The sequence below is a fragment of the Mycobacterium sp. 852002-50816_SCH5313054-b genome (genome assembly GCF_001667185.1).
GTDB lineage: Bacteria > Actinomycetota > Actinomycetes > Mycobacteriales > Mycobacteriaceae > Mycobacterium.
Genome location: NZ_LZIC01000005.1, coordinates 20,658 through 37,365, shown reverse-complemented (window position 1 = coordinate 37,365; position 16,708 = coordinate 20,658). Strand labels below are relative to the sequence as shown.

At 71.0% G+C, this 16,708-nt stretch carries 18 protein-coding genes; 9 read left to right on the top strand and 9 right to left on the bottom strand.

From position 1 onward, the window contains the following. Window positions 1-51 precede the first annotated feature (51 nt). Window positions 52-819 carry a GCN5 family acetyltransferase gene (locus tag A5787_RS00690; protein ID WP_066960092.1) on the bottom strand — a complete coding sequence of 256 codons (768 nt, stop codon included), beginning with the start codon at window positions 817-819 and terminating at the stop codon, window positions 52-54. Then, entirely contained in the window at window positions 819-1,412 is a 594-nt protein-coding gene (locus tag A5787_RS00685) for a peptide deformylase (protein ID WP_066960089.1), read from the bottom strand. The genes A5787_RS00690 and A5787_RS00685 overlap by 1 nt, the downstream gene beginning before the upstream one ends. Window positions 1,413-1,605: 193 nt before the next feature. Here A5787_RS00685 and A5787_RS00680 point away from each other — a divergent pair, with 193 nt between their 5' ends. The 6 genes from A5787_RS00680 to A5787_RS00655 are packed head-to-tail and all read left to right on the top strand — an operon-like array spanning window position 1,606 to window position 5,756. After that, window positions 1,606-1,914 (top strand): DUF3263 domain-containing protein, encoded by a 309-nt coding sequence (locus A5787_RS00680; RefSeq protein ID WP_066917645.1) that lies wholly within the window; start codon window positions 1,606-1,608, stop codon window positions 1,912-1,914. Between the two features lie 18 nt (window positions 1,915-1,932). Continuing rightward, complete coding sequence (locus A5787_RS00675; protein WP_066960086.1) at window positions 1,933-2,406, top strand: LytR C-terminal domain-containing protein; 474 nt, start codon at window positions 1,933-1,935, stop codon at window positions 2,404-2,406. Between the two features lie 48 nt (window positions 2,407-2,454). After that, the gene (locus A5787_RS00670) at window positions 2,455-3,165 is read left to right on the top strand and encodes a superoxide dismutase family protein (protein ID WP_066960083.1); all 711 of its coding nucleotides are present in this window, start codon (window positions 2,455-2,457) and stop codon (window positions 3,163-3,165) included. Continuing rightward, complete coding sequence (locus tag A5787_RS00665; protein ID WP_082977002.1) at window positions 3,146-4,285, top strand: glutamate--cysteine ligase; 1,140 nt, start codon at window positions 3,146-3,148, stop codon at window positions 4,283-4,285. Before A5787_RS00670 ends, A5787_RS00665 begins: the two co-directional genes overlap by 20 nt. Then, window positions 4,285-4,926 (top strand): LON peptidase substrate-binding domain-containing protein, encoded by a 642-nt coding sequence (locus A5787_RS00660; RefSeq protein ID WP_066960077.1) that lies wholly within the window; start codon window positions 4,285-4,287, stop codon window positions 4,924-4,926. Before A5787_RS00665 ends, A5787_RS00660 begins: the two co-directional genes overlap by 1 nt. Window positions 4,927-4,937: 11 nt before the next feature. Further along, window positions 4,938-5,756, top strand: coding sequence for an enoyl-CoA hydratase-related protein (locus A5787_RS00655; protein ID WP_066960074.1), 819 nt, complete (start codon window positions 4,938-4,940; stop codon window positions 5,754-5,756). 115 nt (window positions 5,757-5,871) lie between these two features. On the opposite strand, the gene A5787_RS00650 is transcribed toward A5787_RS00655, so the two are convergent. The 3 genes from A5787_RS00650 to A5787_RS00640 form a co-directional block, all read right to left on the bottom strand. Then, complete coding sequence (locus tag A5787_RS00650; RefSeq protein ID WP_066960072.1) at window positions 5,872-6,780, bottom strand: SDR family NAD(P)-dependent oxidoreductase; 909 nt, start codon at window positions 6,778-6,780, stop codon at window positions 5,872-5,874. Between the two features lie 17 nt (window positions 6,781-6,797). Further along, the gene (locus A5787_RS00645; protein ID WP_066960069.1) at window positions 6,798-8,201 is read right to left on the bottom strand and encodes an MFS transporter; all 1,404 of its coding nucleotides are present in this window, start codon (window positions 8,199-8,201) and stop codon (window positions 6,798-6,800) included. Window positions 8,202-8,271: 70 nt separating this feature from the next. Beyond that, window positions 8,272-9,048, bottom strand: coding sequence for a DUF2867 domain-containing protein (locus A5787_RS00640; protein ID WP_066960066.1), 777 nt, complete (start codon window positions 9,046-9,048; stop codon window positions 8,272-8,274). Window positions 9,049-9,069: 21 nt separating this feature from the next. Here A5787_RS00640 and A5787_RS00635 point away from each other — a divergent pair, with 21 nt between their 5' ends. Beyond that, window positions 9,070-9,666, top strand: a complete 597-nt coding sequence (locus tag A5787_RS00635; RefSeq protein ID WP_066960064.1) for a TetR/AcrR family transcriptional regulator — start codon at window positions 9,070-9,072, stop codon at window positions 9,664-9,666. Here the strand turns inward: A5787_RS00635 and A5787_RS00630 are convergent. Genes A5787_RS00630 through glp form a run of 4 tightly spaced genes read right to left on the bottom strand, consistent with a single transcriptional unit; the run spans window position 9,640 to window position 14,644 of the window. After that, entirely contained in the window at window positions 9,640-11,814 is a 2,175-nt protein-coding gene (locus A5787_RS00630; RefSeq protein ID WP_066960060.1) for an AAA family ATPase, read from the bottom strand. The two genes, A5787_RS00635 and A5787_RS00630, sit on opposite strands and share 27 nt — an antisense overlap. Beyond that, a complete protein-coding gene (pssA, locus tag A5787_RS00625) occupies window positions 11,811-12,674 on the bottom strand; it encodes a CDP-diacylglycerol--serine O-phosphatidyltransferase (RefSeq protein ID WP_066960057.1) in 864 nt (287 codons plus the stop codon). Before pssA ends, A5787_RS00630 begins: the two co-directional genes overlap by 4 nt. Beyond that, window positions 12,671-13,393 carry a phosphatidylserine decarboxylase gene (locus A5787_RS00620; protein ID WP_082977001.1) on the bottom strand — a complete coding sequence of 241 codons (723 nt, stop codon included), beginning with the start codon at window positions 13,391-13,393 and terminating at the stop codon, window positions 12,671-12,673. Before A5787_RS00620 ends, pssA begins: the two co-directional genes overlap by 4 nt. Window positions 13,394-13,438: 45 nt before the next feature. Next, a complete protein-coding gene (glp, locus tag A5787_RS00615; protein ID WP_066960054.1) occupies window positions 13,439-14,644 on the bottom strand; it encodes a gephyrin-like molybdotransferase Glp in 1,206 nt (401 codons plus the stop codon). Between the two features lie 54 nt (window positions 14,645-14,698). Here glp and A5787_RS00610 point away from each other — a divergent pair, with 54 nt between their 5' ends. Together A5787_RS00610 and A5787_RS00605 are read left to right on the top strand one after the other, a co-directional pair. Then, complete coding sequence (locus A5787_RS00610; RefSeq protein ID WP_066960052.1) at window positions 14,699-15,175, top strand: VOC family protein; 477 nt, start codon at window positions 14,699-14,701, stop codon at window positions 15,173-15,175. Then, entirely contained in the window at window positions 15,166-16,608 is a 1,443-nt protein-coding gene (locus A5787_RS00605; protein WP_066960049.1) for an NAD(P)/FAD-dependent oxidoreductase, read from the top strand. Before A5787_RS00610 ends, A5787_RS00605 begins: the two co-directional genes overlap by 10 nt. The last annotated feature ends 100 nt before the right edge of the window (window positions 16,609-16,708 follow it).

Below are 16,708 nucleotides of genomic sequence, written 5' to 3'. Positions count from 1 at the left end.
TCGCAAGCGCGGCGAAGCCGGGCGCTGCGGGTCGCCGCCATCAATCATGGGCTAGACGCTATCGAGTCGTCGCGCCCGCACGTAGCGGCGACGGTGGTGCAGCCGGAAGCCCAGTGATTCGGGAACCCCGGTGGTGTGGCCGGCAACCAGGTAGGCGCGGGTCGCGCCGCGATCCGCGCCCCACGCCAGCAGCGCCGCGAACGGGCCGGTCTCGGCTTGCTCGGCGCCGGCCCCGATGGGGGACAGGCCCAGCCACCTGGTGCCGTCCGGCGCGTCGGTCACCGCCGCGCGCCAGGTCCCGCCGTCCCGTTGCCCGGACGTGACGCCCGCGAGGTCGCCTACCAGGACCCGCTCCGTGAGCTCGACCGCGACCTCCGGCGGGAGCGCCAGCAGGCGCTCGGGAATGGCCAGCCGCGGCGTCAGGTCGCGGCGCTCATACCAGGCCACGATCTCGGGAATCGCGGTGATACGGGCCGAAATATCCAGTGGCATGGCCGAATTGGTGGCCGGCTCGGCCCCTTGCCCGGCCCGCAGCAGCCAGCCGTCCAGCCAGGTGTGCTCGGCGCCGGGCCAGGCCGCGGCGGCCGCGTGCTCGAGCGCCCGGATGTCGGAGGTGCGCACCGGTGCGTCGGTCAGCGCCCGCAGCGCGACCACATCGGCGGGCGCGAACTCGACGACCGCACCCGTTTTCGTCCGCACCCGCACCAGCGGATCGACCGACATCAGGTGTCCGACGGCATCGGTCAGCGGCGGGACCGACCCGGCGGGGCGCCGGTAGCGGACCGTCACCCGGGTGCCCAGGTCGGGCCACGAAACCATCAGTGCCCGAACGGGTCCGGCCCCTCGCCCGGTAGCCACGACAGTCCCGGAACGCCCCAACCGTGTGACTTCACGGCCCGTTTGGCGCTGCGGGCGTACCGGCCGATGAGGCGGTCCAGGTAGAGGAAGCCGTCCAGGTGGCCGGTTTCGTGCTGCAGCATCCGCGCGAACAGGCCGGTGCCCTCGATGGTGATCGGGTTGCCGTCGGCGTCGAGCCCGGTGACCCGCGCCCACTTCGCGCGGCCGGTGGGGAACGACTCGCCCGGGACCGACAGGCAGCCCTCTTCGTCGGTGCCGGGGTCGGGCATGGTCTCGGGTATGTCGGAGGTTTCCAGCACCGGGTTGATGACGACGCCGCGTTGGCGGTCGGTCAGGCCGCGGTCTTCGGCGCAGTCGTAGACGAACAGCCGCAGCCCGTATCCGATCTGGTTGGCGGCCAGGCCGACGCCGTGCGCGGCGTCCATCGTGTCGTACATGGTGGCGATCAACTCGGGCAGGTCGGCCGGCAGCGAACCGTCGGCGGCGACGGAAACCGGCGCCGTCGGGGTGTGCAGGACGGGATCTCCCACGATGCGGATGGGTACGACTGCCATGGTCGGCAAGCTTATGCGCGGCGATGGCTCCCCTTCCCGGGAGCCGGGGCCAATCGCGGCCAATCGGCCGACTCGCGGGTCTGCATTACGGCTTGAGGGTTCGCGGCGTGGTTCAATATTCGCCGAAACATGCCCCTATTTATGAGTCATTCGAACACGTTGAGCATCGCCGGAAGGGTCCAGGGGAAGCGATATGGACAGCGCCATGGCGCGGGCTAATCGATCGGGGGACGACGCTGACATCGCCGATGGCCTCACCCGCCGTGAACACGACATCCTGGCGTTCGAACGCCAGTGGTGGAAGTACGCCGGGGTCAAGGAAGACGCCATCAAGGAGCTGTTCTCGATGTCGGCGACGCGGTACTACCAGGTGCTCAACGCGTTAGTCGATCGACCCGAGGCGCTGGCCGCCGACCCGATGCTGGTGAAGCGGCTGCGCCGGCTGCGCGCCAGCCGGCAAAAGGCGCGGGCCGCCCGCCGCCTCGGCTTCGAGGTGACCTAACTCGCTACAGTGGGCTCGATGAAAGAGCGCGTTCCCGACTCCACGGGGCTGCCCCTCCGGGCCATGGTGATGGTGCTGCTGTTCCTGGGCGTCATCTTCCTGCTGCTCGGCTGGCAGGCGTTGAGCTCCTCCGGAAAGTCCGACGACGACTCGGCGTCGGCCGTCTCCAGCGCGACCAGCAGCGTCACCTCGCCGGCGACCACCAGCGCCGCCCCGGCCAACCAGGCCGAGGTTCGCGTGTACAACATCTCCAATAGAGAGGGCGTCGCCGCGCGCACCAAGGATCAGCTCACGTCCGCGGGTTTCAAGGTGGCCGACGTCGGCAACCTGCCGATGTCGGATGTGCCGGTCACCACGGTCTACTACACCGACGCCGACGGCGAGCACGCCACCGCCGACGCGGTGGGCAAAAACCTGGGAGCGCCCGTCCAGCCGAGGATTCCGGCGCTCAACGGCCAGCCGCCCGGCGTCATCGTCCTGGTGACGGGCTGACGTCGGCGCTGCTCCAATTTCGGATGCCGTCCGGCTAGGCTTTCCGCTATGCCTAAGCACCGCAATGTCGCTGCCGTCATCACGTCCGCGCTCGCTGCGGGAGCCTGTGTCGCGCTGGTGGGTGCCTGCTCGTCGCCCCAGCACGCGTCGACGGTTCCCGGCACCACGCCGGCGATTTGGACCGGAGCGAGCGCGCCGTCGCCCACGTCGGGCACCGACGGCGCCGAGCAGCAGCCCGCGGGGCAGAGCCTGACCACCCAACTCAAGACGCCCGACGGCACCCAGGTCGCGACCGCGAAGTTCGATTTCAGCAACGGCTACGCCACCATCACCATCGCGACGTCGGGCCCGGGTCACCTGACGCCCGGGTTCCACGGGGTGCACATCCACAAGGTGGGTAAGTGCGAGCCCAACTCGACGGCCCCGACCGGCGGCGCGCCCGGCGACTTCCTGTCCGCCGGCGGCCACTTCCAGGCGCCCGGGCATTCCGCCGAGCCGGCCAGCGGCGACCTGACGTCGCTTCAGGTCCGCAAGGACGGCGTCGGCATGCTGGTGACCACCACGGACGCGTTCGCCATGGAGGACCTGACGACCGGCGAGAAGACGGCGATCGTCATCCACGCCGGCGCCGACAACTTCGCCAACATCCCGCCGGAGCGCTACAGCCAGACCAACGGGGCGCCGGGTCCCGACCAGATGACGATGACGACCGGTGACGCCGGCAAGCGGGTGGCGTGCGGTGTCATCGGCGCCGGCTAGCAGGTCGCGAACCCGCATCGATTTCGCGCCGTCCCCACGGCCGACCATCGGCGTGGAGTGGGAGTTCGCGCTCGTCGACGCGCAGACCCGCGACCTGAGCAACGAGGCCACCGCGGTCATCGCCGAGATCGGCGAAAACCCGCGCGTGCACAAGGAATTGCTGCGCAACACCGTCGAGGTGGTCAGCGGCATCTGTGACTGCACCGCGCAGGCGATGGAAGACCTGGGCGAGACCCTGCGCCCGGCCCGCCAGGTCGTCCGCGACCGCGGCATGGAGCTGTTCTGCGCGGGCACCCATCCTTTCGCCCGGTGGTCCGCCCAGAAGCTGACGGACGCCCCGCGCTACGCCGAGCTGATCAAGCGCACCCAGTGGTGGGGCCGCCAGATGATGATCTGGGGCGTGCACGTCCACGTCGGGATCTCGTCGGCGAACAAGGCGATGCCGATCATGACCTCGCTGCTGAAGTACTACCCGCACCTGTTGGCGCTGTCTGCGTCGTCGCCGTGGTGGGGCGGTGAGGACACCGGATACGCCAGCAACCGCGCGATGATGTTCCAGCAGCTGCCGACCGCCGGGTTGCCGTTTCACTTCCAGAGGTGGTCGGAGTTCGAGGGCTTCGTGCACGACCAGAAGAAGACCGGCATCATCGACCACATGGACGAAATCCGTTGGGACATCAGGCCTTCACCGCACCTCGGCACGCTCGAGGTGCGGGTCTGTGACGGCGTGTCCAACCTGCGCGAGCTCGGGGCGTTGGTCGCCTTGACGCATTGCCTGATCGTCGACCTGGACCGCAGGCTCGACGCCGGCGAGACGCTGCCCACCATGCCGCCCTGGCACGTGCAGGAGAACAAGTGGCGCGCCGCCCGCTACGGCCTGGACGCGGTGATCATCCTGGACGCCGAGAGCAACGAGCGGCTGGTCACCGACGACCTCGACGACGTGCTGACCCGGCTGGAGCCGGTCGCCACGTCGCTGCAGTGTGTCGACGAGCTGCGCGCGGTGGCCGACATCGCGGCCCACGGCGCGTCGTATCAGCGCCAGCGGCGGGTGGCCGAGGAACACGACGGCGACCTGCGCGCGGTCGTCGACGCGCTGGTTGCCGAGCTGGACATCTGATGGCGGACACTAAATCCCTTGAGCGGGCCATGTTCCCGCTCGAGTCGGCGGTGCTGCCCGGGCAGGAGCTGCCGTTGCGCATCTTCGAGCCCCGCTACGGGGCGCTGGTGCGGCGCTGCATCGACGGCGACGAGCCGTTCGGCGTCGTGCTGATCGCGCGGGGCCGCGAGGTCGGCGGCGGCGACGCGCGCTGCGACGTCGGCGTGCTGTCCCGGATCGCCGAACACGCCGACCTCGGTGGGGGCCGATACGCGTTGCGCTGCCGGACCGGCGAGCGGATCCGGGTGCGCGAGTGGCTGCCCGACGATCCGTACCCGCGCGCGACGGTGACCCGGTGGCCGGACGAGCCGGGGGAGCCGGTGACCGCCGCGCAGCTGGTCGACCTCGAGGACCGCGTGATGGCGTTGTTCGAGCGGATCGCCGCGGCCCGCGAAGCCCGGCTGCCGGAGCGCGACGAGCTCCTGGGTTGCGCAGAGGCCGATCCCGGGCAACGGTTGTTCACGTTGGCGTCGCGCATCCCGATCGGCACGGCCGATCGTTACAGCGTGCTGTCGGCGCCGTCGGCCGCCGATCGATACGCGGCGCTCGGCGACGCCGTGGACGCGCTTGCCGACATGGTGGAGTTCCAGCTGTCCGAATAGGGGGCAACGCGATGAGCGCCGACGTGACTGTCGACATCAACGAGGGCGTGGCGGTGCTGACGCTGAATCGCCCCGACCATCTCAACGCCTACACCGCCGACATGGGCAGGCTGCTGAGCCGGGCCTACCGGGACTGCGACGGTGACGACGCCGTCCGCGCCCTCGTCGTGACCGGGGCGGGCCGCGCCTTCTGCGCGGGAGCGGATTTCTCGGGCAACATCTCGCCGTTCGATTCCCCGGCGGACGACAGCGGGTTCTCGGCGTCGCCGATCGACCCGGCCGCGTTCGAATTGCGCAAGCCGGTGATCGCCGCGCTCAACGGCCACGCCATCGGCATCGGCCTGACGATCGCGCTGCAGGCCGACATCCGCATCGTCGCCGAAGACGCCAAATACGGTGTGGTGCAAGTGCGCCGGGGAGTGATCCCCGACTGCATGTCGCACTGGACACTGGCGCATCTGGCCACGCTGGGCGTGGCCGCCGAATTGTTGCTGACGGGGCGCACATTCACCGGCGCCGAGGCGGTGGCGCTCGGCGTCGCGAATCGGGCGCTGCCCGCGGAGCGGGTCCTCGACCATGCCCTGGAAATGGCCCGCGACATCGCGGCCCACGTGGCCCCGATGTCGGCGGCGTTGTGCAAGCGGCTGCTGTGGGGCAGCGCGATCAACAAATACACTCCGCGGCAGGTCGCGTCGCTGGAAACCCAGCTGCACCACCGCGTGATGGGCACCGCCGACGCCCGCGAGGGGGTCAGCGCATTCCTGGATCGCCGGCCACCGCGGTTCAGCTCGCGGCTTTCGGCCGACTGGCGGGAACTGCCGGAGCCGTGAGCGCCAGGCGCGATCGCCGAGTGTGCGGTGGCGCACTTGAATGTGAACCCACGGCGGGAATTCGGTCAAAATCCCGCCCCACATACACACTCGAATGCCTAGGTGCACACTCGATTCACGCTCGGTCACACCACTTTTCGGAAAGGACCCACCAGTCCGCCGCGCGCTGCTCGTCGCGCGCGTAGGGCGCGACCGCGTCGCTGATGCGGCACTCTTCCAGGTACAACGCGCCCTTGCCCGCCAGCTCCGGGCTGACCGCCGCCCACACCTGGGTGGCCGCGCCCTGCTCCGGTGTGACGAGGTCGAGGGCACCGGCGCGGGCGGCGGCCATCTCGCGCAGCCGGGCGAAGTCGGCGCGGGACATGTAGCGCGCCAGGGACGTTGCCACGGTGCCGGGGTGCACGGCGTAGGCGCGGATTCCCGACTCCCGCAGCCGCCGGTCCGCCTCTTTCGCGTGCAGGATGTTCGCGGTCTTGGACGCGCCGTATGCGACGAACTTGTCGTATTCCCTGCTTTCCCAGTTGGGGTCGTCGAAGTCGACGTCACCCATGACGTGGCCTCCCGAGGACAGGGTGACGATGCGCGCGGCCCCCGCGGCGGCCAGTTGCGCGACGAGCAGGCGGGTGAGCTCGAAGTGCCCGAAATGGTTTGTGCCGATCTGGGTTTCGAAACCATCGCGGGTCCGGCCGAAGGGCGTGAACATGACGCCGGCGTTGTTCATCAGGACGTCGATGGACGGTGCGATGTCGCCGATCGCGCTCGCCGCCGCCCGGACGCTGTCCAACGCGGTGAGGTCGAGCGGCACCGCCGAGATCCGCGCGCCGGGAGCCTCGCCCGCTATCCACCGGGCCGTCTGGGCCAGGGCGTCGGCGTTGCGTGCGGCCAGGACGACGTGCGCGCCGGCGACGGCCAGCGCCCGTGCGGACTCGCGGCCCAAGCCGGAGGAGGCGCCGGTGATCACACAGGCCTTGCCCGACAGGTCGATTCCGTCGACGACCTGCAGGGCGGTGGGACGTTGCGTCATGCTCGATGACAGTAGCGCTAGCGTGCGGGGTGAAGCGCAAACGTCCTCGGGTCGCGAGCGGGCTCCGCGGGTGCGGCCGCGTCTCGGATGCCGAGGCCACCGATGACGGCGCCCACGAAGAACAATGCCGCGCTGACCTCCAGCAGGCGGGTGAAGCTGGCATCCGTCAGCCGGTTGGCGGTGATCAATCCCACGCATGCCACGGCGATCAGCGCGGAGGTGCGCCCCGTCGCGTTCTGGATGGCGGCCGCGATCCCGCTGTGCGCGGACTTGACGGCGGACAGGTTGACCGCGGTCAGCGGAGTGATGGCCAGGACCATGCCGACGGCCAGCAGCATCCGGCCGGGCAGCACGTCTGAGATGAGGTGGAATCCGTGCGCGGTGGGGCGAATCAGCAGCAGTCCCAATCCGGCCAGCGCCGGACCGACGATCAGGAAGACCCGATGCCCGAGCCGGGCGGCCAATCCTCCGACGCCGCGGGCGAATACAAACGACATGATCGGGCTGGGCAGGGTCGTCAGGCCCGCGGCGGTGGCCGAATACCCCGCGACCTCTTGCAGGTACAGGCCGAGGGCCAGCGAGCCCATTGTGATGCCGCCGTAGACGAACGCGGTGACCATGTTGGCTCCGGCGAAGTTGCGGGTCGCGAACAGGCTGAGCGGCACCATCGCGTGCGGCGTGCGACGCTGCCAGGCCACGAACGCCATCAAGGCCGCGATCCCCACCGCCAGCGCGGCCCGGACCAGGGGGTCGCCCCAGCCCCGGCGACCCTGTTCGATCAGCGCGTACACCGTGGCGGCCAGTCCGACCGCCGACAGGGCGGCACCGGCGACATCGACGCGGGCGCGGTCGGCGGGTGCGGGCAGCCGAGGCAGCGAAAACGTCAGCGCGAAACCGACGGCCATCGGGATCGCGGACAGGACGTAGATCCAGCGCCAGTTCAGGAAGTCCACGGCGAGCCCGCCCAGCAGCGGCCCCACCGCGAAGGCGGTGCTGGTCCAGGCGGTCCACGACCCGATCGCCGCGGGCCGGTGCGCGGGGTCGAACGTCGAGTTGATCAGTGCCAGCGATCCGGGCACCAGGAACGCGCCGCCGAGCCCCTGGACCAGGCGGCCGGCGATCAGCACGGCCGGGGTGCCCGCGGTGGCCGCCAGCACCGAACCCGCCCCGAAGGCCGCCAGGCCGAAGCGCAGCACCGGGATGCGACCGAACAGATCCGAGATGGCGCCGCCCGGCAGCACCATGGCCGCCACGGCCAGCAGGTAACCGTCGACGACCCACTGCTGCGAGCACATGCCCCCGCCCAGCTCGCGCGCCGTGGCCGGCAGGGCCAGATTCACGACGGTGCCGTCGAGGAAGACGACCGTCGACACCAGGATCGCCACCATCATGACGCGCGTCGTCGGCGCTGCCGTGATCATCGCTTCTCCATGCCGTTTAGTAGGCGTCCGGGTTACAGCTACGTGGTCACGAACGAACTAGCCAAACGGTTCAAGCGTGTGCGGCAATGCGTTTCACCAGTTGCGGTGCCACGTCGCGGTGCAGCGGTCCGACCACGGCCCAGACCGCCCGGGCGGCGATCTTGTGGGCGTACTGCACGCGGGTCGTGAGCGCGGCCCGGCCGTCCTGGCGGCGCAGCGTCAGCTCGCCGCGCATGAGCGGCCCGCCCGTCGTCAGCACGACCTCGTCGCGATCCGAACGCGTGATCGGCCAGCCGATGATGTGCCGGGGCGAGGAATACGGGCCCAGCCGAAATCTCAGGACGTGGCGGTGAACCCAGAGCACCAGCCGTCCGCCTGAGCCCGGTCGATCGCCCACCGCGTCGCGGAACGCCTGTTCGACGGTGCGCGAATCACCCTGAGCCATCGGCACTTCGAAGACGTCGGTGTAATCGGCTCCGGTCGCCGCCACCGCGATGCGCTGCAACGTCCATCGCACCGCGACGCGGTGACCGCCGGTGCCGATGACGAGCGCGCGATAGACCTTGCCGTGGATGCCGGGGAAGGCGGCCCAGGTGAGCGCGCGCAGCCGGGTGCGGTGTCCCGACTCGGCCTCCAACTCGAACACCCAGCGATATACCGCGAACGGGTGGCGGCCTTCCAGCGCGAACCGCGCGGGCGCCCGCGCCTCGTCCAACACGAACCCGGTCGAGACGGTCGCCGGGTCATGCGGGTCGCGGCACATCACCCGCAGCAGTGCCGACCACGTGTCTTCGCGACTCGCGTCGACGGTTATGGCATGCTCATCAATATAGGGTAATCGTTCCATATAGAAGGACTGTACTAGATCATGGCCCCACCGCGGAAGCACGAAACCGATGTGATCCTCGACGCGGCCCGCGCGCTCGTGCTCGACGGCGGGCCGCGCGCCGCCAGCGTCGCGGCGATTTCGAAGGCGAGCGGCGCGCCCGCGGGCACGCTGTATCACCGGTTCGGCAATCGCGACGGCATCCTGACGGCGGCGTGGCTGCGGGCGCTGGAACGGTTTCAGGCGCGGGCGATGGCCGCCGACGGCGCCGCCGCCGAAGACACCGCGGTGGCGATGGCCGTGGCCGGCATCGCTTTCGCGCGCGAACTGCCCGACGACGCCCGGCTGTTGCTGACGATCCGCCCCGCCGACCTGCTCGACGGTGAGCCGGATGCGGCGTTCCGGGAGACGCTCGCCGCCATGAATGCGCCGCTGAGCGCGCGGGTCGCGACCCTGGCGAAGCAACTGTATGGGCGCGGTGACAGGCGATCGGTCGATGCCGTCGCGCGGGCGGTCGCCGACCTGCCCTACGCGGTGGTGCGCCGGCATGCGCACGACGAGCCGATGCCTAGATGGCTGGAGGCCGACGTCGCGGCCGCGGCGCGGGCGGTGCTAGAGAGCTTTCGCGAACGCGCGTAGCGCGTCCACCTGCGCGGGATCCAGCGACGGGCGCACGGTCTTGCGGGCCGCCGCGAGGTCGGCGGCGGTGACGTCCGAGGCGTCGATAGATCGCCGCATGGCGGTGAGCGCGGCCTCCCGCAGCAGGGCCACGCAGTCGGCGGCGCTGTAGCCGTCGAGCCCGGCGGCCACCTCGTCGAGGTCGACGTCGTCGCTCAGCGGAATGGATTTGCCTGCGGTACGCAGGATTTCGCCGCGGGCCGCGGCGTCGGGCGGGTCGACGAACACCAGCCGCTCCAGCCGCCCGGGCCGCAGCAGCGCGGGGTCGATCAGGTCGGGCCGGTTGGTGGCGCCCAGCACCACCACGTCGCGTAGCGGGTCAATCCCGTCCAGCTCGGTCAGCAGCGCGGCCACCACCCGGTCGGTCACGCCGGAGTCGAAGCTCTGCCCGCGCCGCGGCGCCAGCGCGTCCACCTCGTCGAGGAACACCAGCGACGGCGCCGAGTCCCGGGCCCGCCGAAACAGTTCGCGCACCGCCTTTTCCGAGCTGCCCACCCACTTATCCATCAGTTCGGAACCCTTGACGGCGTGCACGGACAGCTGGCCGGTGCTGGCCAGGGCGCGCACCACGAACGTCTTGCCGCACCCGGGCGGGCCGTACAGCAGCACCCCCCGCGGCGGGTCGACGCCCAGCCGGGCGAACGTGTCGGGATGCTGCAGGGGCCACAACACCGCCTCCGTCAGGGCCTGCCTGGCCTCGGCCATGTCGCCCACGTCGTCGAGCGTGACGTTCCCGACGGTCAATTCCTCACTGGCCGAACGGGACAGCGGCCGGATGACGGTCAGCGCGCCGACGAGGTCGTCCTGGCTCAGCTTGGGCGGTTGGCCGTCGGCGCTGGCCCGGGACGCCGCCCGCAGCGCGGCCTCGCGCACCAGGGCGGCGAGGTCCGCGACGACGAAACCCGGTGTGCGGGCGGCGATCTCGTCGAGCCGCAGATCTCCGGTGGGCACCGGCTTGAGCAGCGCCTCCAGCAGCGCCTTGCGGGTTCCTCCGTCGGGGAGCGGCAGGCCCAGCTCGCGGTCGCACAGGTCGGGCGCGCGCAGCCTCGCGTCGAGCTGTTCGGGGTGTGCGGAGGTGGCGATCAACGCGACGCCGCCGGTGGCGACGGCGGTGCGCAGCTCGCCCAGGATCAGTGCGGCCACCGGCTCGGCGGTGGCGGGCAACAGCGCGTCGACGTCGGCGATCAGCAGGACGCCGCCGCCGTCGCGGACCCTTTGCACCGCCGCGGCAACGGCTTTCAGCCGATCGTCGGCGGCCAGCGCGCCGACCTCGGGGCCGTCGAGCTCGATCCGCCTGCGCCCGTCGCACACCGCGCGCACCAGCGTCACCTTGCCCACGCCGGCCGGGCCCGACACCAGCACCCCGAGGTTGGTGCCGGCGCCCAGGCTCTGCAGCAGGTGCGGTTCGTCGAGCGCGAGCTTGAGCCATTCGGCGAGCTTGGCGGCCTGCGGCTGCGAGCCCTTCAGCTCCTCCATGAGGATCTCCGGCGTGCCGGTGGTCAGCTGTTCGTGCGACCCGGCAATCCCGGCCGGGACCCCGGTTCCCCAGCTGACCAACGAATTCGGCTGCACGCTGACCGGTCCCTCGGGATCGACGCCGGTGACGGTCAGCAGCTCCGAGGTCCAGCTGATCCCGACCGAGGCCGCCAGCGCGCGGGTGGCCGCCGACGTGGAGGTCCCGGGCCCGAGATCGCGGGGGAGCAGCGACACGGCGTCGCCGACGGTCATCACCTTGCCCAGCAACGCCTGCCGCAGCGTCACCGGCGTGATCGAGTTGGCGGCCATCGACGAGCCGGACAGCGTCACCGACCGCGCGCCGTAGACCGTGACCGCGCTGATGATCACCGCGGTGCCCTCCCGCAACCCGGCGTTGGACAGCGTCACATCGTCGAGCAGCACGATGCCGACCGGGGTGTCCGGGCCGGCCAGGCCCGCGACCGCCGCCGTCGTCCGCGACCCGGTGAGCGACACCGCGTCCCATTCCCGGATGCCCAGGGCCGCAATGGCATTCGGATGCAGCCGGACGACGCCGCGGCGCGAGTCGACGGCGGAGGTATTGAGCCGTGCGGTGAGGGTGAGCTGACGGGCCTCGCCGGAGGCCGGGATCATCGCAGGCGCCCGCTCGGCTTCCGCAGCCCCAACCGCGTCATGGACCGGCGGCTCGGCTGCGCCCGGCGGTTCGCGCGCCGCACGGCGCGCTGCTGCTTGGGCTGATCGCCCCACACCTCGGGATGCCTGTCCAGCCAGCGCTTGTTGCGGACGGCGAACGGGACGTGGCACAGGTAGGCGACGATGATCACCCAGATCGTGATGAAGGGCTGCAACACCGCGGCGGCGGCGAAGATCACCAGCACCAGCAGCACCGCGGTGGCGTAGTTCGGCGGAACCCGCACCGCGTGCATCTTTTTCATCGGGATCCCGCTGACCATGAGCATCGACGTCCCGGTCACCCAGATGCACAGGAACCACACCGAGGTCCACCAGCCCTCACCGAACTGCAGTTTGAGCCCCATCAGGCCGATCATCGAGATGGCGCCCGCGGGCGCGGGCATCCCGACGAAGAATTCGTGCGCGTAGGCGGGCTGATTGCCGTCGTCGGCCAGCGCGTTGTAGCGCGCCAGTCGCAGCACGACGCACACCGCGTACAGCAGCACCACCACCCAACCGATCGGCCACTTCGACAGCATCCACACGTAGAGCACCAGCGCGGGCGTCACCCCGAAATTCACCGCGTCGGCCAGCGAGTCGATCTCCGCGCCCATCCGCGACTGGGCGTCGAGCATGCGGGCCACCCGGCCGTCGAGCCCATCGAGGATCGCGGCGGCGACGATCAGCGCCATCGCGGGCACCGGCTGGTGCAACAGGGCAAACCGGATGGAGGTCAGCCCCGCGCAGATGGACAGCACCGTCATCGCGCTGGGCAGGATCTGCAGGTTCACCGCCCGCCTGCCGCGGGGCTTGTCGCTCATGGCAGTTCGGCCAACACGGTCTCGCCGCCGACCGCGCGCTGGCCGACCTTGACCAGCGGTTCCGTCCCGGGCGGCAGGTAGGTGTCCAGCCGGGAGCCGAACCGGATCAGGCCGTACGTCTCACCGATCGTCAGCTTGTCCCCGACGTGGGCGTCGCAGATGATGCGGCGCGCCAGCAGTCCCGCGATCTGCACCGCCACGACGTCGGCGCCGGTGTCGGTCCGGATCCGCAGGCTGGTGCGCTCGTTTTCGGTGCTCGCCGCGGCCAGGTCGGCCGACCCGAACCGGCCCGGCGTGTGCTGCACCGCGATCACCTCGCCGCTCACCGGGGCCCGCTGCACGTGGGCGTCCAGCAGCGACAGGAAGATGCTGACCCGCGGCAACGGGGCGTCGCCCATGCTCAATTCGGCGGGCGGGGCCGCCGAGTCGATCACGCAGATCTCGCCGTCGGCGGGCGCCACGACGGCGCCGGGCCGGGTGGGCGGCACCCGCTTGGGGTGACGGAAGAACCCCGCGCAGGCACCGGCGGCCAGCAAGCCCGCCCGGCGCACCCAGCGGTGGTGGCGGCCGGCGAGGGCGGTCGCCAGGCCGGCGGCGATGAACGGCCGGCCGGCCGGGTGGACGGGCGGAACGGCGGAGCGCACCAACTCGAGGGCGTGCTGCGGGCTGAAGGCCGGGTCCTCGGCGGTGGGGCCGACGGTGCGGGGGCGTCTTGCCACGCGGCCATCTTACGGAGCCCCGGGGTCGTCCCCGCACTCAGCGGCCTAGCTGAGGTCCCAGACCTGCAGCTCGGTTCCCTCGGACACCTCGACGACGTCTTCGGGGATGTCCAGCAGCGCGTTGGCCGACGCCAGCCACCGCAAGTGGTGGGACGCCGGCGGCCCGTAGCTGGTGACGTCGCCGGCTTCGCGATCGAGGATGGCGCGCCGGAACTGGCGCTTGCCGCGCGGCGAGGTCAGCGATTCGGCGAGCACCGCCGGCCGGCGCGGCCGCTCCGGGTCCGGCAGGCCCATCGCCCGGCGCAGCGCGGGGCGCAGGAAGACCTCGAAGGACACCAGCGCGCTGACCGGGTTGCCGGGCAGGGTGACGATCGTCGCGCCGGCCACGCGCCCGATGCCCTGCGGCATGCCGGGCTGCATCGCCACCTTGACGAACTCCACCCCCTGGTCCCCGTCGCGGCCGAACGCGTCCTTGACGACCTCGTAGGCGCCGGCGCTGACGCCGCCGCTGGTGATGATCAGGTCGGCATCGGCCGCGTACCGGTCCAGGATCGAGCTGAACTGCGCCACATCGTCTTCGGCGGTCGCGACGGCGATCACCTCGGCGCCGGCCTCGCGGACGGCGCCGGCCAGCATGATCGAGTTGGACTCGTAGATCTGCCCGGGCCGCAGCGGCGCCCCCGGCGGGACCAGCTCCGAGCCGGTGGACAGCACCAGCACCCGCTGGCGCGGAAGCACCGGCAGCTCCGCCATTCCCAGCGCGGCCGCCAGCCCGAGCACCGCCGGAGTCACCACCTGGCCCTCGCGCAGCACCGTGGTACCGGGGGCGACGTCCTCGCCCGCCCGCCGGATGTGCGCGCCGGCCGGGCGGGGCTGCTGGATCGCCACCGAGTCCACCCCGCCGTCGGTGTCCTCGACCGGCACGACGGCCGTCGTCCCGGCCGGCACCGGCGCGCCGGTCATGATCCGGTGCGCGGTCTTCGGTTGCAGCGTCAGCGCGTCGGTGCGCCCGGCCGGGATGTCCTCGGCGACCGGCAACACCACCGGGCGTTCGGGGGTGGCGTCCGCGACGTCCTCGGCGCGCACCGCGTAGCCGTCCATCGCGGAGTTGTCGAAAACGGGCAGCGCCAACCGGGCGACCACGTCGTCGGCCAGCACCAGCCCCTGGGCCTCCGCCAGCGCGACCGCGACCGATGGGCGGGCGCGGATCATCTCCGCTACGACTCGTTGATGCTCTTCGACTGACCGCACCCGGCCATTATCGGCCCTCCCCGATCGGCGCCTCTCCGACGTAAGGTTGAGAACGTGATTACCGGGTTGGCCCACGCCGGGGTGTGCGTCCCCGATTGCGAGGCCGCGGTGGCGTTCTACCGCGACGTATTGGGCCTGCGTGTGCTCTCGCCGCCGTATGTCATGAGCGGTAATGCCATTCGCGACGACATGGGCGAGCTGGTGTCCGACCCGAGCATGAAGGCGGCCATCGTCGGGTTCGGTGACGACGGCGACCGGGTGCTCGAGGTGATCGAATACCTCAACGCCGACGGCCCGAACGGCGCCGGGCGGGCCCTGACCGATCACGGCCTGTCGCACGTCGGGCTGATCTGTGCGGACCTCGACGCCACCCGCGCCGAACTGGAGAGCAAGGGAGTGCGGTTCTTGGTCAGCGGGATCGCCGACGTCGCGCGGGTCCGCACCACCTGGTTCGTCGACCCGTGGGGCGTGGTGTTCATCCTCGTGGAGAAGAGCCGCCCCGAGCGACCGTACTTCGCGCAATGGGGCTGAAGCCGCGAGTCGGGATCATCGGCGCCGGTGCCGGGGGCATCGCGATGGGCATCCAGCTGGCCGAGGGCGGCTACGACTTCACCATCTTCGACCGCGCGGACGGGTTCGGTGGGACCTGGCGGCACAACACCTTCCCGGGCGCGGCCTGCGACGTGCCGTCGCACCTGTACTCGTATTCGTTTGCGCCCAACCCGCGGTGGAGCAAGACCTACGCGAACCAGCCCGAGATCCTGGCGTATCTGGAGAAGGTCGCCATCGACCACGGGCTGGCGCCGCAGCTGCGGCCGGATACCGCGATCGCCACGGTGCGGTGGTCGGACGACCAGCGGCGGTGGACGCTGACGACCGGCGACGGCGCCCAGCACGACTTCGACGTCGTGGTGAGCGCGGTCGGGATGCTCGACGTGCCGCACGTTCCGGACATCCCGGGGGCGCGGCGGTTCGGTGGTCGCCAATTCCATTCGGCGCGTTGGGATCACAGCAGGTCGACGGCCGGGGAGCGGGTCGCGTCCATCGGAACCGGCGCCAGCGCCGTCCAGTACGTGCCCGCGATCGCGCCAAAGACGGCGCACCTCACGGTGTTTCAGCGCACCCCGATCTGGATTGCCCCGCGCTTCGACTTCCCGTTCACCACCGAGCAGCACGACGAGTTCGAACGCCACCCCGAGACGGCGCGCAAGCTACGCGACGAGGCCTTCGATGCCTACGAATCGTCGAGCTTCGACGTCGACGCCGCGCAGACGCGCGAGGCCACCGAGCTCGCGCGCAGCTATCTGCGGCGCAAGGTGACCGATCCCGAGCTGCGCGCGAAGCTGACCCCGGACTATCCCGCCGGCTGCAAGCGGCCGCTGATGTCGCGCGAGTGGTACCCCACGTTCGCGTTGCCCAACGTCTCCCTGGAAACGACCGCGATCGCCGAGTTCACCGAGCGCGGGGTGCGCACCGTCGACGGCGTCGAACACCGCGTCGACACCGTCATCTACGGCACCGGGTTCAAGGCCGCCGACTACCTGGCGAGCATCGACGTCTACGGCACCGGCGGCCGCCACCTACGCGACGAGTGGAGCGGTGGCGCCGAGGCCCACCTCGGCACGCTGGTCGCCGGGTATCCGAACTTCTTCACGCTGTACGGCCCAAACACCAACGGCGTCAACTCGATTCTGTACATTCACGAGGCGCAGACCACCTTCGTCCGCCACATCCTCGACGTGATGGGGGCCCGCGGCGCGCGCACGATCGAGGTCACCGCGGACGCGCAGCGCCGCTACAACGACGAGCTTCAGGACGCCATGGCGGGCAAGGTGTGGCTCGCCTGCGACAACTACTTCCGGCATCCCAGCGGCAAGGTCGTCACGCAATTGCCGTACAGCGGCCGGGCGTTCTACGAACGCACCCGCGAACTGGTCGACGGCGACTACCGCTTCGAGCGGTGACCGGTCGGGGGCCGAAGGCGCCGCCCGCGGACCCGGGCGGATGCGGTCGGCACGCGCCTCAGGCCGGGGCGCCTCGGTCGTTTGACCCGCTCGGCGGTCC